The sequence below is a fragment of the Pseudomonas sp. S1_E05 genome (assembly GCF_056337105.1).
The window spans coordinates 3,121,072-3,146,322 of the sequence record NZ_JBFRHM010000001.1; the positions used below are offsets into that span (position 1 = coordinate 3,121,072).

General features: G+C 60.7%; 29 protein-coding genes. 17 read left to right on the top strand and 12 right to left on the bottom strand.

Features of this window, described 5'->3' with window-relative positions:
- The first annotated feature begins 66 nt into the window (after positions 1–66).
- From phhA to AB4N33_RS14435, 6 genes are all read left to right on the top strand, one after another.
- On the top strand, positions 67–852 hold the full coding sequence (gene phhA / locus AB4N33_RS14410; RefSeq protein ID WP_476457603.1) for a phenylalanine 4-monooxygenase: 786 nt from the start codon (positions 67–69) through the stop codon (positions 850–852).
- Positions 853–969: 117 nt separating this feature from the next.
- Entirely contained in the window at positions 970–1,326 is a 357-nt protein-coding gene (locus AB4N33_RS14415) for a 4a-hydroxytetrahydrobiopterin dehydratase (RefSeq protein ID WP_476457604.1), read from the top strand.
- Entirely contained in the window at positions 1,326–2,519 is a 1,194-nt protein-coding gene (locus tag AB4N33_RS14420) for an amino acid aminotransferase (protein WP_476457605.1), read from the top strand. Before AB4N33_RS14415 ends, AB4N33_RS14420 begins: the two co-directional genes overlap by 1 nt.
- Positions 2,520–2,727: 208 nt before the next feature.
- Positions 2,728–2,859 carry a hypothetical protein gene (locus AB4N33_RS14425; RefSeq protein ID WP_368557644.1) on the top strand — a complete coding sequence of 44 codons (132 nt, stop codon included), beginning with the start codon at positions 2,728–2,730 and terminating at the stop codon, positions 2,857–2,859.
- A 75-nt stretch (positions 2,860–2,934) separates the two neighbouring features.
- Positions 2,935–3,117 carry a hypothetical protein gene (locus AB4N33_RS14430; RefSeq protein ID WP_460117191.1) on the top strand — a complete coding sequence of 61 codons (183 nt, stop codon included), beginning with the start codon at positions 2,935–2,937 and terminating at the stop codon, positions 3,115–3,117.
- A 103-nt stretch (positions 3,118–3,220) separates the two neighbouring features.
- Positions 3,221–4,435 carry an MFS transporter gene (locus AB4N33_RS14435; RefSeq protein ID WP_460117192.1) on the top strand — a complete coding sequence of 405 codons (1,215 nt, stop codon included), beginning with the start codon at positions 3,221–3,223 and terminating at the stop codon, positions 4,433–4,435.
- Here AB4N33_RS14435 and arfB read toward each other — a convergent pair.
- The 7 genes from arfB to AB4N33_RS14470 all read right to left on the bottom strand — a co-directional run bounded on the left by arfB (position 4,432) and on the right by AB4N33_RS14470 (position 11,462).
- The gene (arfB, locus tag AB4N33_RS14440; RefSeq protein ID WP_460117193.1) at positions 4,432–4,845 is read right to left on the bottom strand and encodes an alternative ribosome rescue aminoacyl-tRNA hydrolase ArfB; all 414 of its coding nucleotides are present in this window, start codon (positions 4,843–4,845) and stop codon (positions 4,432–4,434) included. The genes AB4N33_RS14435 and arfB overlap by 4 nt on opposite strands.
- A gap of 145 nt (positions 4,846–4,990) precedes the next feature.
- Positions 4,991–6,403, bottom strand: coding sequence for an amino acid permease (locus tag AB4N33_RS14445; RefSeq protein WP_476457606.1), 1,413 nt, complete (start codon positions 6,401–6,403; stop codon positions 4,991–4,993).
- Between the two features lie 374 nt (positions 6,404–6,777).
- Positions 6,778–7,953, bottom strand: coding sequence for a 23S rRNA pseudouridine(2605) synthase RluB (gene rluB, locus AB4N33_RS14450; RefSeq protein WP_476457607.1), 1,176 nt, complete (start codon positions 7,951–7,953; stop codon positions 6,778–6,780).
- 224 nt (positions 7,954–8,177) lie between these two features.
- Complete coding sequence (scpB, locus tag AB4N33_RS14455) at positions 8,178–9,122, bottom strand: SMC-Scp complex subunit ScpB (protein ID WP_476457608.1); 945 nt, start codon at positions 9,120–9,122, stop codon at positions 8,178–8,180.
- 11 nt (positions 9,123–9,133) lie between these two features.
- Complete coding sequence (locus tag AB4N33_RS14460; protein WP_460117197.1) at positions 9,134–9,955, bottom strand: segregation and condensation protein A; 822 nt, start codon at positions 9,953–9,955, stop codon at positions 9,134–9,136.
- The gene (locus AB4N33_RS14465; RefSeq protein WP_460117198.1) at positions 9,956–10,585 is read right to left on the bottom strand and encodes an L-threonylcarbamoyladenylate synthase; all 630 of its coding nucleotides are present in this window, start codon (positions 10,583–10,585) and stop codon (positions 9,956–9,958) included. It abuts the gene before it with no gap.
- A gap of 13 nt (positions 10,586–10,598) precedes the next feature.
- Positions 10,599–11,462: a PHP domain-containing protein gene (locus AB4N33_RS14470; RefSeq protein ID WP_476457609.1), complete on the bottom strand. Its 864-nt coding sequence runs from the start codon at positions 11,460–11,462 to the stop codon at positions 10,599–10,601.
- 87 nt (positions 11,463–11,549) lie between these two features.
- On the opposite strand from AB4N33_RS14470, the gene AB4N33_RS14475 reads away from it, so the two are divergent.
- From AB4N33_RS14475 to AB4N33_RS14500, 6 genes are all read left to right on the top strand, one after another.
- A complete protein-coding gene (locus AB4N33_RS14475) occupies positions 11,550–12,146 on the top strand; it encodes a septation protein A (protein WP_460117201.1) in 597 nt (198 codons plus the stop codon).
- Position 12,147: 1 nt separating this feature from the next.
- Positions 12,148–12,447: a YciI family protein gene (locus AB4N33_RS14480; protein ID WP_008156126.1), complete on the top strand. Its 300-nt coding sequence runs from the start codon at positions 12,148–12,150 to the stop codon at positions 12,445–12,447.
- 110 nt (positions 12,448–12,557) lie between these two features.
- Entirely contained in the window at positions 12,558–12,971 is a 414-nt protein-coding gene (locus tag AB4N33_RS14485) for an SH3 domain-containing protein (protein ID WP_460140009.1), read from the top strand.
- 7 nt (positions 12,972–12,978) lie between these two features.
- On the top strand, positions 12,979–13,656 hold the full coding sequence (locus tag AB4N33_RS14490) for a response regulator transcription factor (RefSeq protein WP_460117203.1): 678 nt from the start codon (positions 12,979–12,981) through the stop codon (positions 13,654–13,656).
- A gap of 159 nt (positions 13,657–13,815) precedes the next feature.
- The gene (locus tag AB4N33_RS14495; protein ID WP_460117204.1) at positions 13,816–14,265 is read left to right on the top strand and encodes a Spy/CpxP family protein refolding chaperone; all 450 of its coding nucleotides are present in this window, start codon (positions 13,816–13,818) and stop codon (positions 14,263–14,265) included.
- 216 nt (positions 14,266–14,481) lie between these two features.
- Positions 14,482–15,822 (top strand): sensor histidine kinase, encoded by a 1,341-nt coding sequence (locus AB4N33_RS14500; protein WP_460117205.1) that lies wholly within the window; start codon positions 14,482–14,484, stop codon positions 15,820–15,822.
- 130 nt (positions 15,823–15,952) lie between these two features.
- On the opposite strand, the gene AB4N33_RS14505 is transcribed toward AB4N33_RS14500, so the two are convergent.
- Positions 15,953–16,516, bottom strand: coding sequence for a nitroreductase family protein (locus AB4N33_RS14505; protein WP_476457610.1), 564 nt, complete (start codon positions 16,514–16,516; stop codon positions 15,953–15,955).
- 121 nt (positions 16,517–16,637) lie between these two features.
- Between AB4N33_RS14505 and AB4N33_RS14510 the strand changes: the two genes are divergently transcribed.
- Positions 16,638–18,092 (top strand): TrkH family potassium uptake protein, encoded by a 1,455-nt coding sequence (locus tag AB4N33_RS14510; RefSeq protein WP_460117207.1) that lies wholly within the window; start codon positions 16,638–16,640, stop codon positions 18,090–18,092.
- On the opposite strand, the gene AB4N33_RS14515 is transcribed toward AB4N33_RS14510, so the two are convergent.
- Complete coding sequence (locus AB4N33_RS14515; RefSeq protein ID WP_460117208.1) at positions 18,049–19,110, bottom strand: AraC family transcriptional regulator; 1,062 nt, start codon at positions 19,108–19,110, stop codon at positions 18,049–18,051. The genes AB4N33_RS14510 and AB4N33_RS14515 overlap by 44 nt on opposite strands.
- A 160-nt stretch (positions 19,111–19,270) precedes the next feature.
- On the opposite strand from AB4N33_RS14515, the gene AB4N33_RS14520 reads away from it, so the two are divergent.
- Positions 19,271–19,582: an Mpo1-like protein gene (locus AB4N33_RS14520; RefSeq protein WP_460126792.1), complete on the top strand. Its 312-nt coding sequence runs from the start codon at positions 19,271–19,273 to the stop codon at positions 19,580–19,582.
- A gap of 41 nt (positions 19,583–19,623) precedes the next feature.
- Positions 19,624–20,214 carry an HD domain-containing protein gene (locus tag AB4N33_RS14525; protein WP_460117209.1) on the top strand — a complete coding sequence of 197 codons (591 nt, stop codon included), beginning with the start codon at positions 19,624–19,626 and terminating at the stop codon, positions 20,212–20,214.
- A 157-nt stretch (positions 20,215–20,371) separates the two neighbouring features.
- Here AB4N33_RS14525 and AB4N33_RS14530 read toward each other — a convergent pair whose 3' ends face one another.
- Positions 20,372–21,187 (bottom strand): UDP-2,3-diacylglucosamine diphosphatase, encoded by an 816-nt coding sequence (locus AB4N33_RS14530; RefSeq protein ID WP_476457611.1) that lies wholly within the window; start codon positions 21,185–21,187, stop codon positions 20,372–20,374.
- A gap of 135 nt (positions 21,188–21,322) precedes the next feature.
- Here AB4N33_RS14530 and AB4N33_RS14535 point away from each other — a divergent pair, with 135 nt between their 5' ends.
- Positions 21,323–22,087, top strand: coding sequence for a helix-turn-helix transcriptional regulator (locus AB4N33_RS14535; RefSeq protein ID WP_460117211.1), 765 nt, complete (start codon positions 21,323–21,325; stop codon positions 22,085–22,087).
- A gap of 90 nt (positions 22,088–22,177) precedes the next feature.
- Positions 22,178–23,071: a DMT family transporter gene (locus tag AB4N33_RS14540; RefSeq protein ID WP_476457612.1), complete on the top strand. Its 894-nt coding sequence runs from the start codon at positions 22,178–22,180 to the stop codon at positions 23,069–23,071.
- On the opposite strand, the gene AB4N33_RS14545 is transcribed toward AB4N33_RS14540, so the two are convergent.
- Together AB4N33_RS14545 and AB4N33_RS14550 are read right to left on the bottom strand one after the other, a co-directional pair.
- Positions 23,065–23,352, bottom strand: a complete 288-nt coding sequence (locus tag AB4N33_RS14545) for an Rdx family protein (protein WP_460117213.1) — start codon at positions 23,350–23,352, stop codon at positions 23,065–23,067. The two genes, AB4N33_RS14540 and AB4N33_RS14545, sit on opposite strands and share 7 nt — an antisense overlap.
- A 45-nt stretch (positions 23,353–23,397) precedes the next feature.
- Entirely contained in the window at positions 23,398–25,161 is a 1,764-nt protein-coding gene (locus AB4N33_RS14550) for a motility hub landmark protein FimV (protein ID WP_476457613.1), read from the bottom strand.
- Positions 25,162–25,251 lie beyond the last annotated feature (90 nt).

The following is a 25,251-nucleotide window of genomic DNA, read 5'->3' on the forward strand; positions in this document are numbered from 1 at the left end:
GCAATGCATGCGCTATTTCTGAATCCATAGCCGCCATAACAAGAACGTATTCCCCTGGAGAACAGCATGAAGCAGACGCAATACGTGGCCCGTGAGCCCGATGCGCAAGGTTTTATCCACTACGCCAGCGAAGAGCACGCGGTGTGGAACACGCTGATCACCCGCCAACTGAAAGTGATCGAGGGCCGTGCGTGCCAGGAGTACCTGGACGGCATCGAACAACTCGGCCTGCCCCACGACCGTATCCCGCAGCTGAGTGAAATCAACAAGGTCCTGGGTGAAACCACCGGCTGGCAAGTGGCACGCGTGCCGGCGCTGATTCCGTTCCAGACCTTTTTCGAATTGCTGGCCAACAAGCAGTTTCCGGTGGCGACGTTCATCCGTACGCGCGAAGAGCTGGATTACCTGCAAGAGCCTGACATTTTCCACGAGATCTTTGGCCACTGCCCGCTGTTGACCAACCCATGGTTCGCTGAATTCACCCACACCTACGGCAAACTTGGCCTGCTAGCTTCGAAGGAAGAACGCGTGTACCTGGCGCGCCTGTACTGGATGACCATCGAGTTCGGCCTGATGGATACGCCCCAAGGACTGCGCATCTACGGCGGCGGCATTCTCTCCTCGCCGAAGGAAACCGTTTACTGCCTCTCGGACGAACCCGAGCACCAGGCATTCGATCCGCTGGAATGCATGCGCACGCCGTATCGCATCGACATCCTGCAACCCTTGTACTTTGTCCTGCCCGATCTCAAGCGCCTGTTCGACCTCGCCCACGAAGACATCATGGGTATGGTCAAGCAAGGCATGCAACTGGGCCTGCACGCCCCGAAATTTCCGCCGAAAGCTGCGTGACCCGCGACTTTTCGCAACAAGTGTGTCTGTTACCGAGCGACGCTTTGCTTTAGCGTAAAGCCATCCCCTGGTAACGATGACCCCGACTTCCCAAACATTCGATTTCAGGAACACATCATGTCCACTTTGAACCAAGCCCATTGCGAAGCCTGCCGCGCCGACGCACCACAGGTCAGCGACGAAGAACTGCCGGTACTGATCAAACAGATCCCTGACTGGAACATTGAAGTTCGCGACGGCGTCATGCAGCTCGAAAAGGTGTACCTGTTCAAGAACTTCAAGCACGCGCTGGCCTTCACCAATGCCGTCGGTGAAATCTCCGAGGCCGAGGGCCACCACCCGGGCCTGCTGACCGAATGGGGCAAAGTCACCGTGACCTGGTGGAGCCACTCCATCAAGGGCCTGCACCGCAACGACTTCATCATGGCCGCGCGCACCGACGACGTGGCCAAGGATGCCGAGGGCCGCAAGTAATGCATTTCGACGCCATCGCTCGAGTACCCGGCGACCCGATCCTGGGCCTGATGGAGGCCTACGCGCAGGACCCGAACCCGCGCAAATTCGACCTGGGCGTTGGCGTCTACAAGGATGCCCAGGGCCTGACGCCGATCCTTGCGTCCGTGAAACTCGCCGAGCAACGCCTGGTGGATCGCCAGACCACCAAGACCTACATCGGCGGGCATGGCGAGCCGGCGTTCGGCAAGGCGATCAATGCGCTCGTGCTCGGCGCCGACTCTGCGCTGATCGCCGAACAAAGGGTTGGCGCTACCCAGACCCCCGGCGGCACCGGCGCATTGCGCCTGAGCGCGGACTTCATCGCCCAATGCCTGCCGGGTCGCGGCGTTTGGCTGAGCAACCCAACCTGGCCGATCCACGAAACCATTTTCGCCACGGCCGGGGTCAAGGTGAACCACTACCCCTACGTGGGCAGTGATAACCGCCTCGACGTGGAGGCGATGCTGGCTGCGCTGAACCAGGCGCCAATCGGCGACGTGGTGTTGCTGCACGCCTGCTGCCACAACCCCACCGGTTTCGACCTGAGTCACGAGCAATGGCGTCGTGTGCTGGAAGTGGTGCGTCGTCGCGATCTGGTGCCGCTGATCGACTTCGCTTACCAAGGCTTTGGCGATGGCCTGGAACAGGACGCCTGGTCGACCCGCTTGTTTGCCGCCGAACTGCCGGAAGTGCTCATCACCAGTTCCTGCTCGAAGAATTTCGGTCTGTACCGCGACCGCACCGGCGCGTTGATCGTCTGCGCCAAGAGCACCGACAAACTGCTGGATATCCGCAGCCAACTCGCCAACATCGCCCGCAACCTGTGGTCGACACCCCCGGATCATGGCGCGGCCGTGGTGGCAACGATCCTGGGCGATCCCGAGCTCAAAAGCCTGTGGACCGATGAAGTCGAAGGCATGCGTTTGCGCATCGCACAATTGCGCAGCGGCCTGGTCGAGGCGCTCGAGCCCCATGGCTTGCGCGAGCGTTTTGCGCACATTGGCGTGCAGCGCGGCATGTTTTCATACACCGGGTTGTTACCCGAGCAGGTCAAGCAACTGCGTGACCGCCACAGCGTGTACATGGTCGGCACCGGTCGGGCAAACGTGGCCGGCATCGACGCGACGCGCCTGGATCTGCTGGCGGAAGCGATTGCGGACGTGTGTAAGTAACCCACAAACGCCGCAACCCCTGCAGGAGCGAGCATGCTCGCTCCTGCAGGGGATCAGTACCTCCCACCGACCTGTCTAGACAACCCCACCCGTCGAAACAAACAGATATAAAAGTCTATTTGTCATTTCTCCTGCTGTATCCTGCCCAAGCTTTTTTGAAAGCGCGGATCTACCAGATCTACCAACAGACTTAGCGAGGAGCGCAACCATGCACGAGATTCCCAATCTCCCCTTCCCAAGCCTGCACGAACCTGAGCAGACGACCCCGCAACAAGCCGGCGCCCAACAGCCCGAGCCGAAAGAAGCCACTGACAGCCGCAAGGCCGACAGCGAAGACTGAAACACCCGCCGTACAGACCGTGTGGAAAGCGCTAACATGCGCTTTCCACACTGCCTGAACCTTGAGCCCTCCCCCATGACCGATGAATTTTCCGAAGAGCAAGCCAGCGTACTGATTGGCACCGCTGAAAAGATGATCGAGATCTGGAACCGCCTCTCCCCGGAAAAACAGGCCGCCCTGCTCGCCCGTTTCGGCAGCGAAGAAAATGCGCTGGCCGCACTGGTCACGACCCAACTGGTCGCTCCCACCCAACCCTGACGCTTCCGTCCGGCAAATAGTTTTACTTTTCCACGCCTGATAGGCGCTTGCACCGCTATCATAAGCAGCCTATCTATTCTGCTTTCCCGTGGACCTTTGCCCCATGTCTGAAAACCAGCGCCCCCTGGCGGTCACGCTGCAAGTCGTTTCCATCGTCCTCTTTACGTTCATCGGCTATCTCAATATCGGCATTCCCCTGGCCGTATTGCCCGGCTACGTCCACAACGATCTGGGCTTCAGCGCGGTGATCGCAGGGCTGGTGATCAGCGTGCAATACCTGGCCACCCTGCTCAGCCGTCCGTACGCCGGCAAAATCATCGACATCAAGGGCAGCAAACTCGCGGTGATGTATGGCCTGGCGGGTTGCGGCTTGAGCGGCGTGTTCATGTTGATTTCGGCCTGGACCCAGAGCCTGCCGATGCTCAGCCTGATCAGCCTGTTGATCGGCCGTCTGGTGCTCGGCAGCGCGGAAAGCCTGGTGGGCTCGGGGTCGATCGGCTGGGGCATTGGCCGGGTTGGCGCGGCAAATACGGCCAAAGTGATCTCCTGGAACGGTATCGCCAGTTATGGCGCGCTGGCAGTCGGCGCACCGTTGGGGGTATTTCTGGTCAATGGCCTGGGCTTGTGGAGCATGGGCGTGAGCATCGTGCTGCTGGCGGTGCTGGGGCTGGCGCTGGCCTGGCCGAAAACGGCTGCACCGATCGTCGCCGGAGAACGCTTGCCGTTCATGCACGTGTTGGGTCGAGTACTGCCGCACGGCTGCGGCCTCGCGCTGGGCTCGATCGGCTTCGGCACCATCGCCACCTTCATCACGTTGTATTACGCCACCCAGCATTGGGATAACGCGGTGCTGTGCCTGAGCCTTTTCGGTGCCAGCTTCATCGGCGCGCGGTTGCTGTTCGGCAACCTGATCAACCGGCTCGGGGGCTTTCGCGTGGCGATTGCCTGCCTTTCGGTGGAAACTCTGGGCCTGTTGCTGCTCTGGCTCGCGCCGGATGCCCATTGGGCGCTGGCCGGGGCGGCATTGAGTGGTTTCGGTTTTTCGCTGGTGTTCCCGGCCCTTGGCGTGGAAGCGGTCAACCTGGTGCCGGCTTCCAGTCGTGGCGCAGCGGTGGGCGCCTACTCACTGTTCATCGACCTGTCGCTGGGCATCACCGGACCGCTGGCGGGCGCGATTGCTGCCGGTTTTGGCTTCGCCTCGATCTTCCTGTTCGCCGCACTCGCCGCCCTGACGGGCTTGGTCCTCAGTGTTTACCTGTACCGGCAAATGCCGAAGCAACTGGATGAAAAACACCGCGAAGAACGTTCGACGCGCTAGAAGTCGACCTTGCCGCGACCGGCCTTGATACTGCCGCGCTTGCTCTTGGATTCGAGCCGTCGGGTTTTCGAGCCCAATGTGGGCTTGGTTGGGCGGCGTTTTTTTTCAACCTTGGTGGCGCTCTGGATCAACTCGACCAGCCGTTCCAGTGCATCGGCACGATTGGCTTCCTGCGTGCGGTACTGCTGGGCCTTGATGATCAAAACGCCGTCGCTGGTGATGCGACTGTCACGCAACGCCAGCAAGCGTTCCTTGTAGAACTCGGGCAAAGACGAAGCCGGGATGTCGAAGCGCAGGTGCACGGCGCTGGAGACCTTGTTGACGTTCTGCCCACCGGCGCCTTGGGCGCGGATGGCGGTCAACTCGATCTCATGATCCGGCAGTTGTACGGTGTTGGAAATCACCAGCATGCAATGGCGTCCCTATTCTGGACCTGTGACTCGTGTAGGAGCGAGCATGCTCGCGATAGCGGAGTGTCAGTCACCCAGCCTTTGTCTGGCATATCGAATCGCGAGCAAGCTCGCTCCTACAGGGGACCGTGAGGTCTAGGGAAGTTTACCTGGCTCCCGCCAACTCCCGCCCCGCACTGCGCTTGTTCTTGATCCAATAGCAGATCCCCATGAACACCACCCACACCGGGATCGCATATACGGAAATCTGGATGCCCGGGATCAGCAGCATCACACCCAGGATGAACACCACGAACGCCAGGCAGATGAAGTTGCCGTAGGGATACCACAGCGCCTTGAACAGCGGCGTCTGGCCGGTCCTGTTCATGTGCTGGCGGAACTTGAAGTGCGAGTAGCTGATCATCGCCCAGTTGATGACCAGCGTAGCGACCACCAGCGACATCAACAATTCCAACGCGTTTTGCGGAATCAGGTAGTTGAGCAAGACCGCGATCAAGGTCACTGCGGCCGACGCCAGGATCGAGCGCACCGGCACGCCACGCTTGTCGATCTTCGCCAATGCCTTGGGCGCATCGCCCTGCTCCGACATGCCCAGGAGCATGCGGCTGTTGCAGTAAGTGCCGCTGTTGTACACCGACAGCGCAGCGGTCAGCACGACGAAGTTGAGGATATGCGCAGCAGTGTTGCTGCCCAGCATCGAGAACACCTGCACGAACGGGCTACCGCTGTAGGAGTCGCCCGAAGCGTTCAGCGTCGCCAGCAGACTGTCCCAAGGTGTCAGCGACAGCAGGATGACCAGGGCCCCGATATAGAAAATCAGAATCCGGTAGATCACCTGGTTGATGGCTTTGGGGATCACCGTTTTCGGTTTGTCAGCTTCGGCGGCAGTAAAACCGAGCATTTCCAGGCCGCCGAAGGAGAACATGATGATCGCCATGGCCATCACCAGGCCTCCGACGCCATTGGGGAAAAAACCGCCATGGGACCACAGGTTGGTCACGGAGGCCTGCGGGCCGCCATGACCGCTGACCAGCAAGTAGCTGCCCAGGGCAATCATGCCGATGATCGCCACGACCTTGATGATCGCAAACCAGAACTCGGCTTCACCGAACACTTTGACGTTGGCCAGGTTGATCAGGTTAATCAGCACAAAGAAGCCGGCGGCCGTCACCCAGGTCGGGATGTGCGGCGCCCAGTAATGAATGTATTTGCCGACCGCGGTCAGCTCAGACATACCCACCAGGATGTACAGGATCCAGCAGTTCCAGCCCGACAGAAAGCCGGCGAATCCGCCCCAGTATTTGTGGGCGAAGTGGCTGAAGGAGCCGGCCACGGGCTCTTCGACGATCATCTCGCCGAGCTGGCGCATGATCATGAAGGCAATGAAGCCACAGATGGCGTAGCCGAGAATCATCGACGGACCAGCGGACTTGAGGACACCGGCCGAGCCGAGGAACAGGCCGGTACCAATCGCGCCACCGAGGGCGATCAGTTGAATATGACGATTCTTCAGGCCGCGTTTCAGCTCGCCTGAATTCAGATTATCTACAGCGGTCATGCGTCACCTGTTTTGTTTTTATCTGTGACGAAATCGAACCCGACACGCTCGTGACGTGGCGGAGTGAACAAAGCGGGTAGCCTTGAGGATTGCGCTGCTGCGCAGGAGGTCACAGGTAAAACGGGGCGCATTGTACACCGCTGACCGCGCCGTGCCAGACGCCGAGGGGTCGGCGGCTTGTTGCCAGGGATGTCTGGGCAGGGATGTGTGGTGTTGCCAATGGCCCCATCGCGGGCAAGCCCGCTCCCACAGGGGGCTGCGGTAAACATGTGGGAGCGATGAGGCCAGTCCAGCCAACACACCCTGAAAGGCAAACCAAAAAAAACGCCACCCCAAAGGATGGCGTTTTTAACTTGCAGCTTACCGCTTATCGCTTACCGCTTCTTCACACCCGTCGGCGCGCCGCGACGCTTGCCCGCAGGCGCATCACCGTCGACCAGCTTGATGCCCGGACGCTTGGCGGCCGGTTTGGCCGGACGCTTGGTTTCGACCGGACGATCAGCCACCGGCGTACCGCGACCTTCGCCGCGCTCGGTACGGCCCTTGGCCGGGCGTGGCGGGCGTGGCGCGCGCTCACCGTCCTGGCGGGCGGCCGGCCTGCGCTCGCCCTCAATCTGCGGCTCGCGAGCCACGCGTGGGGAAGCCGGTGCGTCAGCCGCCGGGCGCAGGGTGCGCACACGATCCGTGCGCGCCATTGGCCGCGACGATTTGCGCTGCATCCGCTCCAGCTTGTCCTTGCTCTTGGCGTTCATCTGCGGCATCGCTACCGGCGTCAGGCCCACTTCAGAGCTGAGGATGTCGACTTCGTACTGGCTCATTTCGCGCCAGCGCCCCATCGGCAGATCGGAATTGAGGAACACCGGGCCGAAACGCACGCGCTTCAGACGGCTGACCACAAGGCCCTGGGATTCCCACAGGCGACGGACTTCGCGGTTGCGGCCTTCCATCACCACGCAGTGGTACCAGTGGTTGAAACCTTCCCCACCGGGTGCTTGCTTGATGTCGGTAAATTTGGCCGGACCGTCTTCGAGAACGACGCCCGCTTTCAGTCGCTCGATCATCTCGTCGTCGACTTCACCACGCACACGCACAGCGTATTCACGGTCCATCTCGAAGGATGGATGCATCAGGCGGTTGGCCAACTCACCGTCGGTGGTGAACATCAAGAGACCAGTGGTGTTGATGTCCAGGCGGCCGATGTTGATCCAGCGCCCCTCTTTGGGCTTTGGCAGTTTGTCGAACACCGTAGGGCGACCTTCCGGGTCGACGCGTGTGCAGATTTCGCCATCGGGTTTGTTGTACATGATCACGCGGCGGACCGACTCGGCGGCCTCTTCACGCTTGATCACCTTGCCATCGATGCTGATGGCGTCGTGCATATCGACACGCTGGCCAAGGGTGGCGTCTTTGCCGTTGACCTTGATCCGGCCGTGGCTGATCCACGCTTCCACGTCACGGCGCGAGCCGACGCCGATACGGGCGAGGACTTTCTGCAGTTTTTCGCCTGCTGGGCCGATTGGCTGGTCGTCTTGCTGATCGTTGATACTCATCTGGGCACCTCCCGGTGTGGTCTGAATCGGCGAAGGGATCGCCTGAGGGTCGCGAATCATACGCGCATGAGGGCGTTTGCGCATCAAAGACTAGTTGATGGAGGGAATTTGCCGGTCGTGGGGCGACCGGTGGTGGGGCGTATAAATCTCACTATCACTGTATTTCCATTGTGGGAGCGGGCTTGCCCGCTCCCACAGGGATTTCCATAGTCAGTTCAACCGCGTCAATCCTCGAATTCGCGGCGTTCGGCTTCGATCGCTTCGGCCAGGGCGCGGGCCTCGGCTTCTTCTTCGCTCAGTTCGGGCTCCGGTTCGGGCGGTGTCTGTTCGAGGGCGGCGACGGCGGCCAGGAGTTTTTCCCGTGCCTCGGCCACGCCAAGCACATCGTCTTCTTGCTCGGGCTCGGGTTCGGGTTCGGGTTCGGCCTCAACCTCCGGCATCTCTCCCGAATCGCCATCACGCAACATATCGTCGAAATCGGTCTTGAGCCCCTCTTCCATGCTGTCCAACTCCAGCAACAGCGTGTGGAAACTGGTTTCTTCCTTGGGTTCTTCCGGCTCGGCACTGGCATCGGCCAGTTCCTGCAATCCGGCAGGCACCGGTGCGTCATCAAAGTCCAGGACCGGGTCCGGCTCCAGCTCACGCAAGTCCGCGAGCGGCGGTAAATCGTCGAGGTTCTTCAGGTTGAAATGGTCGAGAAACGCCTTGGTCGTGGCGAACATCGCCGGTTTTCCCGGCACATCGCGGTAGCCGACGATGCGGATCCACTCGCGCTCCAGCAGCGTCTTGACGATATAACTATTGACCGCCACGCCCCGCACGTCTTCGATTTCGCCACGGGTAATGGGCTGACGATAGGCAATCAGCGCCATGGTCTCCAGCATGGCGCGGGAATAGCGTTGCGGCCGCTCTTCCCACAAGCGCCCCACCCACGGCGAGAATTTTTCGCGTATCTGCAGCCGATAACCGGAAGCGACTTCCTTCAGTTCAAAAGCACGACCGTCGCAGGACTTGGCCAGCAATGTCAGCGCTTTCTTGAACACCGGGGGCTCCGGCCGTTCGCCTTCCTCAAACAGTTCGTAGAGGCGTTCAAGCGATTGCGGTTTTCCCGAGGCCAACAGAAAGGCTTCAAGCAGTGGCGCCAGCTCGCGGGGTTCAGTCAGGTTCATGATTCAACTCGTTATTCGGCTCGGGCTCGCACGTGAATCGCCGCGAACGGCTCATTCTGCACCAGCTCGACCAAGGATTCCTTGACCAGTTCGAGGATCGCCATGAAAGTCACCACCACTCCCAGGCGTCCTTCCTCGGCAGTGAACAGCTCGATAAACGGCACGAAACCGCCGCCCTTGAGCCGCTCCAGCACATCGCTCATGCGCTCGCGAGTAGACAGGGCCTCGCGGCTGACCTGATGGCTTTCGAACATGTCGCCGCGGCGCAGCACCTCGGCCATGGACATCAACAGCTCTTCCAGGCTGACATCCGGCAACAACTTACGGGCCCGGGCCTCCGGGGCATCCAGTTTTGGCACCACCACGTCTCGACCGACACGGCTGAGGCCGTCGATGCCTTCGGCCGCGTTCTTGAAGCGCTCGTACTCCTGCAAGCGGCGGATCAACTCGGCGCGCGGATCGTCTTCTTCGTCTTCGACAGTCTCCGCCCGAGGCAGCAACATCCGCGACTTGATCTCGGCCAGCATCGCGGCCATCACCAGATACTCGGCGGCCAGTTCCAGGCGGACCGACTGCATCAACTCGACGTAACCCATGTACTGGCGGGTGATTTCCGCCACCGGGATGTCAAGGATGTTGATGTTCTGCTTGCGGATCAGGTACAGCAGCAAATCGAGCGGGCCTTCGAAGGCTTCGAGAAACACTTCGAGCGCATCGGGCGGGATGTACAGGTCCAGGGGCATTTCCAGCACCGCCTGCCCATAGACCATGGCAAAGGGCAGTTCCTGCTGGGCGCCGGCCTGACTGTCGACAGCGGGTTCCACGGCCGACATCTAGGCCTCGGCCATGAACGGCGAAGGGTCGCCGCAACCGACGCGGATCACTTCCGGCTCGCCATCGGCGAGGTTGATCACGGTGGACGCCTTGATCCCGCCAAAACCGCCGTCGATGATCAGGTCTACCTGATGCTCCAGCAACTGGCGCATCTCGTACGGATCGCTCAGCGGATCGGTGTCGCCGGGCATGATCAGCGTGACGCTCATCAGCGGCTCGCCGAGCTCGGCCAGCAGCGCCAGGGCAATGGGATGACTGGGCACCCGCAGGCCGATGGTGCGTTTTTTCGGGTGCAGCAATAGCCGTGGGACTTCGCGGGTGGCGTTGAGGATAAACGTGTAGGGCCCCGGCAGATGCGCCTTGAGGATACGGAAGGTCCCGGTGTCGATCTTGGCGAACAGCCCCAGCTGCGACAGGTCGCTGCAGATCAGCGCGAAGTTGTGCTTGTCGTCGAGCCCACGCAGGCGGCGTACGCGTTCCACGGCCACCTTGTCACCGATCTGGCAACCAATGGCGTAGGACGAGTCGGTGGGATAAATCACCACCCCGCCCTTGCGGATGATCTCGACAGCCTGTTTGATCAGACGCGCTTGCGGGTTTTCCGGATGAATCTGGAAAAATTGACTCACATTCTCTACCTGTTCAGACGACGGTAATAATTGGGTCATGTTTGAATCGACACCACAGTGGTGGCAGATCCTCCGGGAGCGGGCGGTATTCGCCGATCTCGGACCAGCCTCCAGGGCCATGAAAATCACTGCCGGCACTGACCAGCAGACCAAACTCCCGAGCCAGGATGGCAAGGCTGCCCACTTGCTCGGCGGGCTGATGACCATTGACTACTTCGAGCGCCTGGCCTCCCGCTTGAATATAGTCAGAAATCAGCCGACGACGCTTGCTACGCGTGAAATCATAGTGCCAGGGATGTGCCAGGCTGACCCAGGCATTGGATGCACGCAGGGTTTCCACGGTTTCCTCCAGGGCCGGCCAGTGTTGCTTGACGTCCCCCAGCTTGCCCGCGCCCAGCCATTTGCGAAACGCTTCGGCGCGATCCTTGACGAACCCTTCTCGCACCATCCAGTCGGCAAAATGCGGACGGGCCGGCGCATTGCCGCTGTCGCCCAGTTCCTGCTGGATGGCACGGGCGCCGTCCAGCGCCCCCGGCATGCCCTTGAGCGACAGCTTGCGGCTTATTTCTTCAGACCGTAGCCAACGCCCATCGTGCAATCGGGCTATTGCCTCGACCAACGGCGGCGCGTCTGGGTCAAATGCGTAACCCAATACGTGGATGGTCGCGCCGCCCCAGGTGCAGGACAACTCCACACCATTGATCAGTTGCATCCCCAGTGCCGTCGCCGCGCTGCGGGCCTCTTCAAGGCCTTCGACCGTGTCATGATCGGTCAAGGCCAGGACCTGCACGCCCTTCTCATGCGCGCGCGCCACCAGGGCGGCGGGCGCGAGCGCACCATCGGAGGCGGTGCTGTGGCAGTGCAAATCGACATTCACGGGGATACATGACCTCAAATCAGCTGGCGCTATCGCGCGCCCATATGTTTGTTATTATGCCGCCACATCCTGCTTCTGGCTGCCACTGTGAAACAATTCATCGATTTCATCCCGCTCCTGCTGTTTTTCATCGTATTCAAAATAGACCCTCGGGTTGTCGACATCGCCGGTCACCAGGTCACTGTAGGCGGTATCTACAGCGCCACCGCGATGCTCATCATCAGCTCCCTTGTGGTCTATGGCGCCCTGTTCATCAAACAGCGCAAGCTGGAAAAAAGCCAATGGCTGACGCTCATCGCCTGCCTGGTCTTCGGCAGCCTGACCCTGGCCTTCCATAGCGAGACCTTCCTGAAATGGAAAGCCCCGGTGGTGAACTGGCTGTTTGCCCTGGCGTTCATTGGCAGTCACTTCATCGGCAATCAGTTGCTGATCAAGCGCATCATGGGTCACGCGCTGACGTTGCCGGACCTTGTCTGGACACGCCTGAACATTGCCTGGATCGCCTTCTTCCTGTTCTGCGGCGCCGCCAACCTGTTTGTCGCGTTCACCTTCCAGGACTACTGGGTCGACTTCAAGGTCTTCGGCAGCCTGGGCATGACGGTGCTGTTCCTGGTTGCCCAGGGCATCTACCTGTCGCGCCACCTGCACGACACCGATACCACCACGCCAAAAACCGAGGACTGACATGCTTTACGCAATCATTGCCACAGACGTCGCCAACTCCCTGGAAGCCCGCCTGGCCGCGCGCCCCGCGCACCTCGAGCGTCTGCAAGTGCTCAAGGGCGAAGGCCGTATCGTATTGGCCGGCCCGCACCCTGCGGTCGACAGCAATGATCCGGGCGCAGCGGGTTTCACCGGCAGCCTGATCGTCGCCGAGTTCGATTCCCTGAGCGCCGCCCAGGCCTGGGCCGATGCCGACCCGTACATCGCTGCCGGCGTCTACGCCAACGTTTCGGTCAAGCCATTCAAGCAAGTCCTGCCTTAAAGTCCAGGCTCGCGATGAACCTTCGCGGTTCATCGCGCTCTCAATCGCTCATTATTCTCGTTTGCCTGCCGACAACCTGCCCAATACTCGATTGGAATTCAGGAGTTGCCATGCGCAAAGGTCCGTTGTGTCTGCTGTTGGTCACGTTGTCGATTGTCGCGCCCGCCCACGGTGAGGAAACCACCGAGGGCAGCCATTCGACGCCGCTGTCCTTGAGCGCCGGCGCCCAGATCACCGAGTTGCAGCAACGCTTGAAGGCTAGCGAGGCGCAGCGGGAAGAACTGAGCAAACAACTGCAAAATGTCGATGCCGAACGTGAAAGCGCGCAACTGGCGCGGTTGCGCCAGGAGAACCAGCGATTGAAGCTGCAACTCAAGGAGGCCCAGGCCAGCAGTCCGTTGCAACGTTTCCTCACAGATCAGCAGCAATGGTTTGTGATCGGTGCGGGAGTTGCGCTTTTGGCCCTGCTCTGCGGTATCTTCGCCAGTGGTGCAAGTCGAAAACGTCGACAATGGCTAAATTGAGTGAGTCATGAGCGAGTTGTTACTGATTGATGATGACCAGGAGCTGTGTGAGCTGCTGGTCAGTTGGCTGAGCCAGGAAGGGTTCCAGGTGCGTGCCTGCCACGATGGCCAGAGCGCCCGCCGGGCACTGGCCGAAACCTCCCCGGCGGCCGTGGTGCTGGATGTGATGCTCCCGGACGGCAGCGGTCTTGAGTTGCTCAAGCAACTGCGCGGCGACCACCCGGATCTGCCGGTGTTGATGCTGTCGGCCCGAGGCGAACCGCTGGACCGCATCCTCGGCCTGGAACTGGGCGCCGACGACTACCTGGCCAAACCCTGCGACCCCCGGGAACTGACCGCCCGCCTGCGCGCCGTGCTGCGTCGCAGTCATCCGGCAGCAGTATCCAGCCAGCTTGAATTGGGCGACCTGTGTTTCAGCCCGGTGCGTGGCGTGGTCAGCATCGATGAACAGGAGTTCAGCCTGACCGTCTCCGAAAGTCGCTTGCTGGAAGCCTTGCTCAAGCAGCCCGGTGAACCGCTGGACAAGCAGGAACTGGCGCAAATCGCCCTCGGCCGCAAACTGACCCTGTACGATCGCAGCCTGGACATGCACGTGAGCAACCTGCGCAAGAAAATCGGCCCCCACCCTGACGGCCGCCCCCGCATCGTCGCCCTGCGCAGCCGCGGTTATTACTACAGTCTCTGACCTTTTGCGGCAGCCGGGCTCACGCACGGCTGCTGATGTGTCAGCACGCGACGAAATCGTCTTTACCCAAGCTTTACGTTGCGCTGACCGCCGCTGACCTTGAACTCCGTAATCTGAACTCATCCGGAACGTACCGGGAACGAGACAAGGAGATTCACCATGCGCAAGACTCTTATCGCCCTGATGTTCGCAGCTGCCCTGCCCACCGTTGCCATGGCCATGCCTGAAGGTGCTGGCCCCATGGGTGGCCCGCTGGACGGCCCTCGCCACGGCGGCCAGATGCACGAGATGCGCGGTAAAGGCCCTTACAGCCAACTGGACCTGAGCCGCGAACAGCGCGAGCAGATCCGCAAGATCATGGGCGAGCAGATGCACGAGCGTAAGCAAGTGGTCGACAAGTACCTGGAGAAACTCTCGCCAGCGGACCAGAAAGCCATGAAAGACGAGATGGCGGCCAACCACAAGAAAGCCGAGTCCGATGTACGGGCGCTGCTGAAACCGGATCAACAGAAGAAATTCGACGAAATCCAGAAAAAGCGAGCGGAGCGCCAAGCTGAATGGGCCGAGTTCAAGGCCTGGAAAGCGCAACAACCGCAAAAAGCGCAATAATGCGTTAACCCCGAACCCGGCGGTTGATACCGCCGGGTTTGTTTTTGCTGCTCCCGGGTGTTTATGGCAACACCGGAAACCTGTAGGAGCGAGCTTGCTCGCGATGGCGGTGTGTCAGTCTGCAAATAGGTCAACTGACAGTACGCTATCGCGAGCAAGCTCGCTCCTACAGTGAATAGCGGGGCCACACCAATCATCGTCTGCCTGGAGATTTCCGTGCGTTCATTGTTCTGGCGTATCCTGGCCAGCTTCTGGCTGGCCATCGCCCTGGTTGCCGGGCTGTCGATCCTGCTCGGGCACATGCTTAACCAGGACGCCTGGATCCTCAGCCGTCATCCGGGCCTCAACACCCTGGCCGAGGAATGGACGCAGACCTACGAGGCGCAGGGTGAAGACGCAGCCCAGGACATCCTCGAACAGCGCAAACGCCAGTATCACATCGATGTCCAGGTGTTCAACGAAAGCGGTGATCCGGTGGTGCGGGGCACCTTCCCGCGCCGTGCCGCCGCCTTCGAAGCGCGCCAGAACAACGATGACAAACGCCTGCCTTGGCGCCGCGTGACCGATGAGTACACCAGCACCAAGACCGGCGACACCTATCTGCTGATCTACCGAATTCCCCACCCGGAACTGGACGCCTGGCACCGCGAAAGCCTGCTCTGGCCACTGAGCGCCCTGGGCATCGCACTGGTGGTGCTGACGCTGTTCAGCCTGCTCGTAACCTTGTCCATCACTCGCCCGCTGAGTCGCCTGCGTGGCGCGGTGCATGACCTGGGACAGACCACTTACCAACAGAACAGCCTGGTGAAACTGGCCAATCGTCGCGATGAGTTCGGCGTACTGGCCAACGATTTCAATCGCATGGGCGCACGCTTGCAAAGCCTGATTGGCAGTCAGCGACAGCTCCTGCGTGACGTGTCCCATGAACTGCGCTCACCGCTGGCACGATTGCGCATTGCGCTGGCGCTGGCCGAGCGAGCCAGCCCGCAGGAGCGCGAAAAACTGTCACCGCGCCTGACCCGCGAGTGTGATCGATTGGAAGCACTGATCAGCGAGATCCTGGTGCTGGCGCGGGTCGATGCCGACAACGCCAGCGCTGAAGAGGTCGATCTCAATGCGTTGTTGAGCACCCTGCAGAAGGACGCGCAACTGGGCTCGCCGGAGCAGACCGTCGACCTGGACGCCGAGGAAAACCTCAGCCTCAGGGGCTGGCCGACCATGATCGAACGCGCGGTGGATAACCTGTTGCGCAACGCCCAACGCTTCAACCCGGTCGGTCAACCGATCGAAGTGCAGGCTCGGCGTCAAGGCGAACGAATCGTGGTTCAGGTGCGCGACCATGGTCCTGGTGTGGACAACGAGCATTTGAGTCAGCTGGGCGAACCGTTTTACCGGGCGCCCGGGCAGACCGCAGCGGGCCATGGCCTGGGGTTGGCGATCGCCCGGCGTGCGGCGGAACGGCATGGCGGCAGCCTGGCGCTGGCCAATCATCCGCAGGGCGGGTTTGTGGCCACGCTGGAGTTGCCGCTGGTGCCGGGGGTGGTGGCGCAGCCGTAACTTGGTCGTACTTTCCCCACTTGTGGGAGCGGGCTTGCCCGCGATAGCTGCGTGTCAGTCACCAAATTTTTAAACTGAAAGACCGCTATCGCGGGCAAGCCCGCTCCCACAGGGTGGGTAGTTCTGTCAATTACTGACCCGACCACGCACTGACAAACTTCGTCAGGTTTTCTTTCTCCGCTACACGCGGGTCTTTCTGCGGCGTGCCGAGGTACAGGAAGGCAATCACCTCCTCGCCTTCAGTCAGACCCAGGCCCTTGGCCACGTGCGGCGAGTAGGCCAGTTCACCGGTGCGCCACACGGCGCCAATCCCCTGCGCATAGGCCGCCAGCAAAATCCCGTGGGCTGCGCAACCTGCCGCCAGCCGTTGTTCGGACTTCGGGTATTTCACGTGATCCTGCAACCGCGCGATCACCACGACCACCAGTGGCGCGCGCAACGGCCCGTTACGGGCCTTGTCCAACGCCGCCTCCGACACTTCGCTGTCCTGCAGTTTCGCCGCTTCGGCCAGCAATTCGCCCATCTGCTCCCGTGCTGCGCCTTCGACGGTGAGGAAGCGCCAAGGCTGCAAGTGACCGTGGTCCGGAGCGCGCATCGCCGCGTTGAACAGCACTTCACGCTGCGCTGCGGTCGGAGCCGGATCGAGCAAACGCGGAACGGAAACACGGTTGAGCAAAGCGTCGAGAGCCTGCATCGGCCACCTCCTGAAAAAATTGTCCGGCTATTCTAGCGGTAAGCGTCCGGCAGTGCCGGTTTACATGCCCTGCCCCATGGGTAGAATGGCGCCCTTCCCCCTTTCAGCCCGAGCGGACTTCATGGCGTTGCCGACCTTACGAACCATTGGTTTCATCATCGGCCTCTTCCTGATCACGTTGGCAATCGCCATGGTGGTGCCCATGGCCACCTTGATCATTTTCGACCGCACCAGCGACATGCCCTCGTTCCTCTGGTCCAGCATGATCACCTTCCTGGCCGGCCTGGCGCTGGTGATCCCCGGTCGCCCCGAGCATGTGCACCTGCGTCCGCGGGACATGTACCTGCTGACGGTCAGCAGTTGGCTGGTGGTGTGCATTTTCGCGGCACTGCCGTTCCTGCTGACCCAGCACATCAGCTACACCGACTCGTTCTTCGAAAGCATGTCCGGGATCACGGCGACCGGCTCCACGGTGCTCAACCACCTGGACAGCATGTCTCCGGGCATCCTGATGTGGCGCTCGCTGCTGCACTGGATAGGCGGCATCGGTTTTATCGGCATGGCGGTTGCGATCCTGCCATTGCTGCGCATTGGTGGCATGCGCCTGTTCCAGACCGAATCGTCGGACCGCTCGGAAAAGGTCATGCCCCGCTCGCACATGGTCGCGCGCCTGATCGTGGCGGCGTACGTCGGTATCACCATTCTCGGCAGCCTGGCCTTCTGGTGGGCCGGCATGAGTCCGTTCGACGCGATCAACCATGCGATGTCGGCGATTTCAACCGGGGGCTTCTCCACCTCCGACCTGTCCCTGGCCAAGTGGACACAACCGGCGGTGCACTGGGTGGCCATCGTCATCATGATTCTGGGCAGCCTGCCGTTCACCCTGTACGTGGCGACCCTGCGCGGTAACCGCAAGGCTCTGCTCAAGGACCAGCAAGTACAGGGCCTGCTCGGCATGTTGCTGGTGACCTGGTTAGTGCTCGGCACCTGGTACTGGTGGACCACCCAATTGCACTGGCTGGATGCGTTGCGCCATGTGGCGCTGAACGTGACCTCGGTGGTGACCACCACCGGTTTTGCGCTGGGGGACTACAGCCTCTGGGGCAATTTCTCCCTGATGCTGTTCTTCTATCTGGGTTTTGTCGGCGGCTGTTCCGGCTCGACGGCGGGCGGGATCAAGATCTTCCGCTTCCAGGTCGCCTACATCCTGCTCAAGGCCAACCTTAACCAGCTGATACACCCGCGCGCAGTGATCAAGCAGAAGTACAACGGTCACCGACTCGACGAAGAAATCGTGCGCTCGATCCTGACGTTTTCCTTCTTCTTCGCCATCACCATCTGCGTTATTGCACTGCTACTGTCGTTGCTGGGCGTCGACTGGATGACCGCCTTGACGGGGGCGGCAAGCACCGTGTCCGGCGTCGGCCCGGGGCTGGGTGAAACCATCGGCCCGGCGGGCAACTTCGCCAGCCTGCCGGATGCCGCCAAGTGGATCCTCTCGTTCGGCATGCTACTGGGCCGACTGGAGATCATTACGGTGTTCGTATTGTGTATTCCGGCGTTCTGGCGTCACTGACCCGGTTAGGCGCTTCCAACAGCCGCACCCGGTACTCGCCGGGGGTGGCATCGAACCAGCGACGGAAAGCGCGAAAAAAATTGCTCGGGTCGGCGAACCCCAGCAGGTAGGCGATTTCCAGCAGGGTCATGGTCGGTTGCGCCAGGTATTGCTCGGCCAGTTCGCGACGGGTGTCATCGAGCAGGGTCTGGAAACTGGTGCCTTCTTCCTGCAATCGTCGCTGCAAGGTGCGTTGCGACAGGTGCAGGGTCTGCGCCACTGCATCGCGCTTGGGTTCGCCCTGGGGCAGCAGGCGACATAACACCTGGCGAGCCTTATGGGTCACCCGACTCTCGGAGAACCGCGCCAGATATTCCCCGGCAAAGCGATCATGCAGCAGCGCCATCGCCTCGTTGGCGGTTGGCAGCGGCGCTTCCATGTCAGCGCGCTCGAAAATCAGCGCGTCATACGGCGCGTTGAACACCAACGGGGCATGGAAGGCTTGTTTATAGGGTTCAAGATCGACGGGTTCCTCACCCTGGATCAGCACTTTGTGCGGATGCAGCGTGCGTCCGCTCAACCAGCCGCACAAGGCCAGCGCACAAGCCAGCGAAGCCTCGGCGCTTTGTCGGGTCGGTGGCAGATGATCGCCGTGCACGGTCAGGATCAGCGCATAACCTTCATCCAGAAGACGAAAACTCAGGTCGGCACTTTCGGCAATGATGCGCTGATAGCGCACCAGCCGCTTGAAGCCATCGGCCAGGGTCTGGCTGGACATCAAGGCATAACCGGCTACATGGAAGGAGGCCGGTCTCACCACCTTGCCCATGTTGAGACCAATGGCCGGATTGCCGGACAGCTCGACGGCGCGCTGCCACAACCGTGTCATGGAATCCTGCGGGAAGCGCGCGTCCGGATCTTCCAGTAACGCGTAGTCGAGCCCCAGCTGCTTGAACAACGCCCGGCAATCCAGACCGTCCATTTCCAGTGCCTTGACAATCCCCATCGCCCAGCTTGCAGAAGTCGTTCTTTCGCTCATGGCGTTTACTTACATGAAGAGCCGCATCTTACGGCCAATTTCCGAAGGATACTAAAGTGGCGCCCATTGTCACTGGCTGACGCCAATGATCACTCTAGACTCAAATAAGCTCCCCGCAGAACAACTTGCAGTCATAACAATAAACACAGAGATCGCGGTCGTGGAAAATATCAGGCGTTTCAACAGCTTTGCTGAGTTTTACCCGTATTACCTGAGTGAGCACAGCAACAGCACTTGCCGACGACTGCATTTTATCGGCACGACGCTGGTCATCCTGATCGTGGCCCTGAGCATTGGCAAAGGCGCGTGGCTGTGGCTGCTGGCGCTCCCGCTGGCAGGCTACAGTTTCGCCTGGGTCGGGCATTTCTTTTTCGAGAAGAACCGGCCAGCGACCTTTCAGCACCCTTTTTACAGCCTGCTCGGCGATTTCGTCATGTACCGCGACATGGTCCTGGGCCGCGTGCCGTTCTAGGCCCGAGGCTGCCCCCCTCGTACAGAACAAGAGGATGAGCGATGAATGCCAATGCCCGCTTCACCCACATGCAGGATGGCACGCAAGAGGACTGGGCGATCATCGCCGCAGATTTCAGTGCCTACGCCAGACAATTGCCGACACGGATCATGGCGCACCTGAAACTGCTCGAGGGTGATTTTGGCGGTTTTCCGGTGGATCGCCTGACCCATTCCCTGCAAACCGCCAGCCGTGCGTGGCGCGACGGTCGCGATGAGGAATATGTGGTGTGCGCCCTGCTCCACGACATCGGCGACACCTTGGGCTCCTATAATCACCCGGACATCGCAGCAGCGATTCTCAAGCCTTTCGTCAGTGCCGAAAACCTGTGGATGGTGGAGAAGCACGGAATCTTCCAGGGCTACTACTTCTTTCATCACCTGGGCATGGACCGGCATCTACGCGAGCAATTCAGCGACCATCCGCAGTACCAGGCGACCATCGAGTTTTGTGCCAAATACGATGCGGCGGCATTTGACCCGGCTTACGACACGCTGCCATTGAGTTTCTTCGAACCGATGATGCAACGCCTGTTTACCCAGCCCAAGCAGTCGATCTACAAGGCGGCGATGGCCGAGCATGCGCCGGCCTGATGGACCGTGGTGACCCGATCGCGAGCAAGCTCGCTCCTACAATTTGTGAGCACCACATCTACTGTGGGAGCGGGCTCGCCCGCGATGGCTGAGTGTCAGTCACCAATTCCTCTGACTGGAAGACCGCTATCGCGGGCAAGCCCGCTCCTACAGGAGGTCAAGCAGGTTCCGGGATTTTCAGGGCCTTCAATTCCGCCTCTCGCGCCTGGGCATCCGCCAGCCGATAAAGCTCGATCGAGCCGTCCCAGTGCTCGATCAATGCTGTGCAGGATTCCACCCAGTCACCGCAGTTGAGGTAATCCACCTCGCCAACCTTGCGTATCTCGGCGTGGTGAATGTGGCCGCACACCACCCCGTGCAACTCCCGTTTGACACATTCGTGGGCGATGGCTTCTTCGAAGTCGCTGATAAAGCTGACCGCCGTCTTGACCTTGTGCTTGAGGTACGCCGACAACGACCAGTAACCGTAACCGTAACGAGCGCGCCAGTGGTTGAGCCACCGGTTGAGGGTCAGGGTGAACTCGTAGGCCGAGTCACCGAGGAAGGCCAGCCAGCGGTGATAACGGGTGATTACGTCGAACTGATCGCCGTGGATCACCAGCAGGTGGCGACCGTCTGCAGTCACGTGTATCGCTTCGTCCACCAACTGGATGTTGCCAAGAATCAGCTTGGAATAGCGCCGCAGGAATTCATCGTGGTTGCCGGTGACGTAGATCACTTCGGTACCGCGCTTGCTCATGGTCAACAGGCAGCGGATCACATTGGTGTGCGCCTGGGGCCAGTACATGCCACCGCGCAGCTTCCAGCCATCGATGATGTCGCCGACCAGGTAGATTCTGTCGGCGTGGTAGCCCTTGAGAAACTGCGACAAGTGTTCGGCCTGGCAATCCCGGGTGCCCAGGTGCACATCGGAAATCCACAAGGTTCGCACACGTTGCTTACGACTGGGTTTGGCGAGCTCGGCGCTGGTCATGGGCAACCCTCTGCGATTGTTTTTGCAAGCTTGCGCCGAGCGGGTTAATCGCCCATGACAGGCGCGAGTCAGTCCTGTGACAACGCGCCAGGGCGAGCGCGGTGTAAACTGTCAGCCTTATTTGGGAGACCCGCGATGAGACCGCTGCTCACACTGCGCCAATACACCCATGACCAGATCGTCCACAGCCACGACCACGCGCAACTGGTGTTCGGATTGTCGGGCGCACTGGATTTCGAAGTCGACGGGCGTGGCAGCCAAGTGGTCCAGCAGAGTTTCGTGGTGGTTCCTTCCGGCTTCCACCATGCCTGTGGCAGCCCCAACGGTAGCCGCTGCCTGGTGCTGGATGTGCCGAGTGACGGGTGGGTGACACAAAACCTTGGCGATCATGCCGACGCCAGCCGGCACCTGCTCGACCATCCCGGGCGCCTGCCTCTGAATACTGCACAAGACAACCTGGTCAACTGGCTGGCGAACAGCCCGGTCAACGACCCGGTCATTGCGCAACAAGGCGCCGTGTTGCTGCTGGCCAGTCTCAACGGGGTCGTACCCGAGACAGGCGGCGGCCGCCGACTGCCCTACGCCGAATTCAATGCCCACATTGACCAGTGCGCAGCCTACCCGCTGCAAGTGGCTGATCTGGCGCGTATCTGCGGCCTGTCCACTGCACGGCTGCACGCGCGGTTCGTTGCCGAATGCGGCCAGACGCCGATGGACTACATCCGCAGTCGACGCCTGCATATGGCGGTGCGGCTGTTACGCACCTCGGCATTGCCCATTGGCGAGATCGCCGTCCGGGCAGGCTACAGTTCACAAAGTGCATTTTGCGCAGCCGTGCTTCGCGAATTTGGCACCTCACCAGGAAAACTGCGACGAGAGGCCAGCGACAAAACTCGCTAGCCTGGCGACAGACCGCGCGGGAGGCGATGCGCTTTAATGGAGCCACTGACGATGCCCGTCAGCGTGACTCAACGTTCTCCAAGGATTGCAATGACTCCCCGTACCGCCCTTGGCGCCCTGCATATCGGTGCCCTGATGTTTGGCCTGACCGGCGTGCTCGGCAAACTCGCCGCCGCCTCCCCCGCCATCATCGTTTTTGGCCGTGCAGCCTTCGCCGTGCTCGCCCTCGGCGTATTCTCACGCCTGGCCAGCCAAAGGCGCTGGCACAAGCTCAACGCTTCGGATTGGCGCCGCCTGCTGCTCGGTGGCCTGCTGCTGGCCGGCCATTGGGTGAGTTTTTTCATTTCCGTGAAAGTCGCCGGTGTCGCCATTGCCACCCTGGGTTTTGCCAGTTTCCCGGCGTTCACCGTCATCCTCGAAGGGCTGATTTTCCGCGAGCGCATTCGTGCCAATGAAATCATCCTGGTGGTGCTGGTGAGTGTCGGACTGGTGCTGGTGACACCGGATTTCGACCTCGCGAGTGGCGCCACCATCGGGCTGCTCTGGTCGGTGGGGTCCGGCTTGCTGTTTTCACTGCTGTCGCTGACCAACCGTGCCAGCTCCACAAAAATAGCCCCGGTACAGGCAGCGCTGTGCCAGAACGTGGTGGTTGCGGTATGCCTGTTGCCGGTGGCCGCGCCTCAACTGATCGAAGTACACGCGCTCGACTGGCTGTGGATTGCCCTGCTCGGGGTGTTCTGCACGGGACTGGCCCACAGCCTGTTCGTCGCCAGTCTCGCCGTCATCAAGGCCAGGACCGCCGCTGTCGTGTTTGCCATGGAGCCGGTTTACGGCATTACCGTGGCCTGGCTATTGTTCAACGAAAGTCCGACGCTACGCATGCTGATCGGTGGCGCCTTGATCATCGTCGCCATTGTGGTGTCCGCCAGATTGTCAGGCGGACCCGGCAAAAAAGTGATGGTTACCGAAGCCGCCTCTCACTGAGCGCGATCGTTGTGCCCGAGGTCGCGGTCCGGATCGATCTGATCACGGACCCGCTGCTTGAGCACCTTGGCCTCGGGGAAACCACCATCCGCCTTGCGCTCCCAAATCTGCACGCCATTGCAGAAAACGTGGAACACTCCGCCGGTGCCTGGCACCAGCGACACCTTGCCCAGATCGTCGCCAAAGGTGCTGAGCAGTTCCTGCGCCAACCAGGCGGCACGCAACAGCCATTGGCATTGCGTGCAGTAGGTGATGACAATTTCGGGTTTTTGCGTATTCATGACGGGGCAGATTCCTGAGCCAAAGGGCGCCGTCATGATAGAGGCTCAGCGGATACCGGCCAACAACGTACGTGCGGTTTGCTTGAGTGGTTCATCAGCGTCTTCAAGCAACTGGTTAAGCAGGTCAATGGCGCTGTCCAGATCACCCTCATCGATGCAGGTCTGCGCCTGTTCCAGTTTGTCCGCGTTGCTCGTCCCCGACGGTTCCAGCTCCAGCGCTTCAAGCTCAAGCGACTGACCGGGATCAGCGAACTCATTGAGAAAGTCATCGTCCAGCGTCTGGGAATCCGGTTCGGCAATCCACTCCAGCTCGGGCTCATCCCGCGTCGGTTCTCCCGGCATCTCGAATGGCAACACATGCAGGTTCGATGCAAATGCCGGATCCGTTGGTTTTTCCGCCATTTCACTGCCTTCGAAGGGGCTGACCAGATCCCAGTTTGAATCCATCGACAGCTCATCGAGGTTCAACTGAAACTCATCGCCAGCGTTGTTTTCGATCGTGGGAGTCACGACGGGGGCGGCGGCCGAGACGACGGGTATCGCTGTAACCGGCGCGGGCTTGCTCAGTTTAGGAAAACGGGTTCGCATGTCCCGGAGTTGCAGTGGATCGAACCCCGCCTCGCGTAGGCTTTTTTCCTGGGCGTTGTAGGCGGGTTCGTCACCCTGCTTACCGAGAACGTCCAGCAATTGCATGGCCAGATCCGTGCGCTGGGGTTCCTTGGCCAGCGCATCGCGCAACAGGGCGGCCGCTTCGGCAAAACGACCGTAAGTCAGATAAAGGCCCACACCTTCCAACACATCGCCGGTGGGCGATTCGTCGTGATGGTCTTGTTCAGGTTTCGACAGAGAAGACTGTTGCACCGGTTCAAAGACCGGCTCAAGCACCGGTTCATGGCGCGACGCCGATGCGGGTGAGTCTTCGGGCACCGCCCGAGCTTGCTGGCGTTGACGCCGAACGAACGCCACCAGCAGCAACGAGGCGATCAATGCCAGCAAACCGACAACCAGCAGCCAGTTGATGCCTTCGGGCTCTTCAACCGCGACCGGCGCCGGTATTGCCTGTTGCGGAGCGGCCGCTGGTGCCGTCTGGACTTCCGCCAGACGGGTTTGCAGTTCGGTGATCTGTTTTTTCTGTGCCGCAATCTGTTCGTCCTGGGCTTGCAGCCTGGCGTTCAGTTCGTCGACGTTTTTTTGCAGCTGCTGGTTGCTCAGCACGCTGGCGGCCAACTGCTCGGCGGATTCATCGGCAACCGCAGCGGCAGGCGGAGCAGGCTGCGTGGCTGTGGCAGGTTTCTTCGCCGCAGGGGGCGCAGCGGCAGCCGGCGTGACACTTGGAAACGGAGAATTCGCCGTGCGGGTGTCCGGCTCATCGGCAACCGGTACGATGCCCGGCGTGCCCGGTGGATCGATCAGCACCGTGTATTCGCGCAGCACACGTCCATTGGGCTGATTGACCTGGACGAGGAAATCGAGAAAGGGTTCAGTGACGGCCTTGCTGGAACTCACGCGGATCAGGTGGCGATTGCCGCGCAGGATTGGGGTGAATTTGAGGTCATTGAGGAAGAACACGCGCTCGACGCCGGCACGACTGAATTCATCCGCTGTCGCCAGACTGACCGACAGGTCGCTCTCCTCCAGTCCTGCTGCATCTTCCAGGGCGATATCGGCGCGAAACGGCTGATCAAGCGCCGAATGCACGGTGATTTCCCCCAGCCCCAGCGCGGACGCCCATGCCGAGTAAGCCACTAATCCAACGGCCAGCAAACACCTGGCGAACCCTCGCAGTACTACGTGCCGACTCTCAAGCATGAGCATCCCTTAGATAACAGAACACAACCATGCGTGTTCGCATATCCGGTACGAACACGATATTGCCTACTAGTTCTTTATAGTCTGCTC

Coding starts and splice junctions, on each gene's coding strand:
- phhA (WP_476457603.1), top strand. CDS start 67: ATGAAGCAGACGCAATACGTGGCCCGTGAGCCCGATGCGCAAGGTTTT.
- AB4N33_RS14415 (WP_476457604.1), top strand. CDS start 970: ATGTCCACTTTGAACCAAGCCCATTGCGAAGCCTGCCGCGCCGACGCA.
- AB4N33_RS14420 (WP_476457605.1), top strand. CDS start 1,326: ATGCATTTCGACGCCATCGCTCGAGTACCCGGCGACCCGATCCTGGGC.
- AB4N33_RS14425 (WP_368557644.1), top strand. CDS start 2,728: ATGCACGAGATTCCCAATCTCCCCTTCCCAAGCCTGCACGAACCTGAG.
- AB4N33_RS14430 (WP_460117191.1), top strand. CDS start 2,935: ATGACCGATGAATTTTCCGAAGAGCAAGCCAGCGTACTGATTGGCACC.
- AB4N33_RS14435 (WP_460117192.1), top strand. CDS start 3,221: ATGTCTGAAAACCAGCGCCCCCTGGCGGTCACGCTGCAAGTCGTTTCC.
- arfB (WP_460117193.1), bottom strand. CDS start 4,845: ATGCTGGTGATTTCCAACACCGTACAACTGCCGGATCATGAGATCGAG.
- AB4N33_RS14445 (WP_476457606.1), bottom strand. CDS start 6,403: ATGACCGCTGTAGATAATCTGAATTCAGGCGAGCTGAAACGCGGCCTG.
- rluB (WP_476457607.1), bottom strand. CDS start 7,953: ATGAGTATCAACGATCAGCAAGACGACCAGCCAATCGGCCCAGCAGGC.
- scpB (WP_476457608.1), bottom strand. CDS start 9,122: ATGAACCTGACTGAACCCCGCGAGCTGGCGCCACTGCTTGAAGCCTTT.
- AB4N33_RS14460 (WP_460117197.1), bottom strand. CDS start 9,955: ATGTCGGCCGTGGAACCCGCTGTCGACAGTCAGGCCGGCGCCCAGCAG.
- AB4N33_RS14480 (WP_008156126.1), top strand. CDS start 12,148: ATGCTTTACGCAATCATTGCCACAGACGTCGCCAACTCCCTGGAAGCC.
- AB4N33_RS14485 (WP_460140009.1), top strand. CDS start 12,558: ATGCGCAAAGGTCCGTTGTGTCTGCTGTTGGTCACGTTGTCGATTGTC.
- AB4N33_RS14490 (WP_460117203.1), top strand. CDS start 12,979: ATGAGCGAGTTGTTACTGATTGATGATGACCAGGAGCTGTGTGAGCTG.
- AB4N33_RS14495 (WP_460117204.1), top strand. CDS start 13,816: ATGCGCAAGACTCTTATCGCCCTGATGTTCGCAGCTGCCCTGCCCACC.
- AB4N33_RS14505 (WP_476457610.1), bottom strand. CDS start 16,516: ATGCAGGCTCTCGACGCTTTGCTCAACCGTGTTTCCGTTCCGCGTTTG.
- AB4N33_RS14510 (WP_460117207.1), top strand. CDS start 16,638: ATGGCGTTGCCGACCTTACGAACCATTGGTTTCATCATCGGCCTCTTC.
- AB4N33_RS14515 (WP_460117208.1), bottom strand. CDS start 19,110: ATGAGCGAAAGAACGACTTCTGCAAGCTGGGCGATGGGGATTGTCAAG.
- AB4N33_RS14525 (WP_460117209.1), top strand. CDS start 19,624: ATGAATGCCAATGCCCGCTTCACCCACATGCAGGATGGCACGCAAGAG.
- AB4N33_RS14530 (WP_476457611.1), bottom strand. CDS start 21,187: ATGACCAGCGCCGAGCTCGCCAAACCCAGTCGTAAGCAACGTGTGCGA.
- AB4N33_RS14535 (WP_460117211.1), top strand. CDS start 21,323: ATGAGACCGCTGCTCACACTGCGCCAATACACCCATGACCAGATCGTC.
- AB4N33_RS14540 (WP_476457612.1), top strand. CDS start 22,178: ATGACTCCCCGTACCGCCCTTGGCGCCCTGCATATCGGTGCCCTGATG.
- AB4N33_RS14545 (WP_460117213.1), bottom strand. CDS start 23,352: ATGAATACGCAAAAACCCGAAATTGTCATCACCTACTGCACGCAATGC.
- AB4N33_RS14550 (WP_476457613.1), bottom strand. CDS start 25,161: ATGCTTGAGAGTCGGCACGTAGTACTGCGAGGGTTCGCCAGGTGTTTG.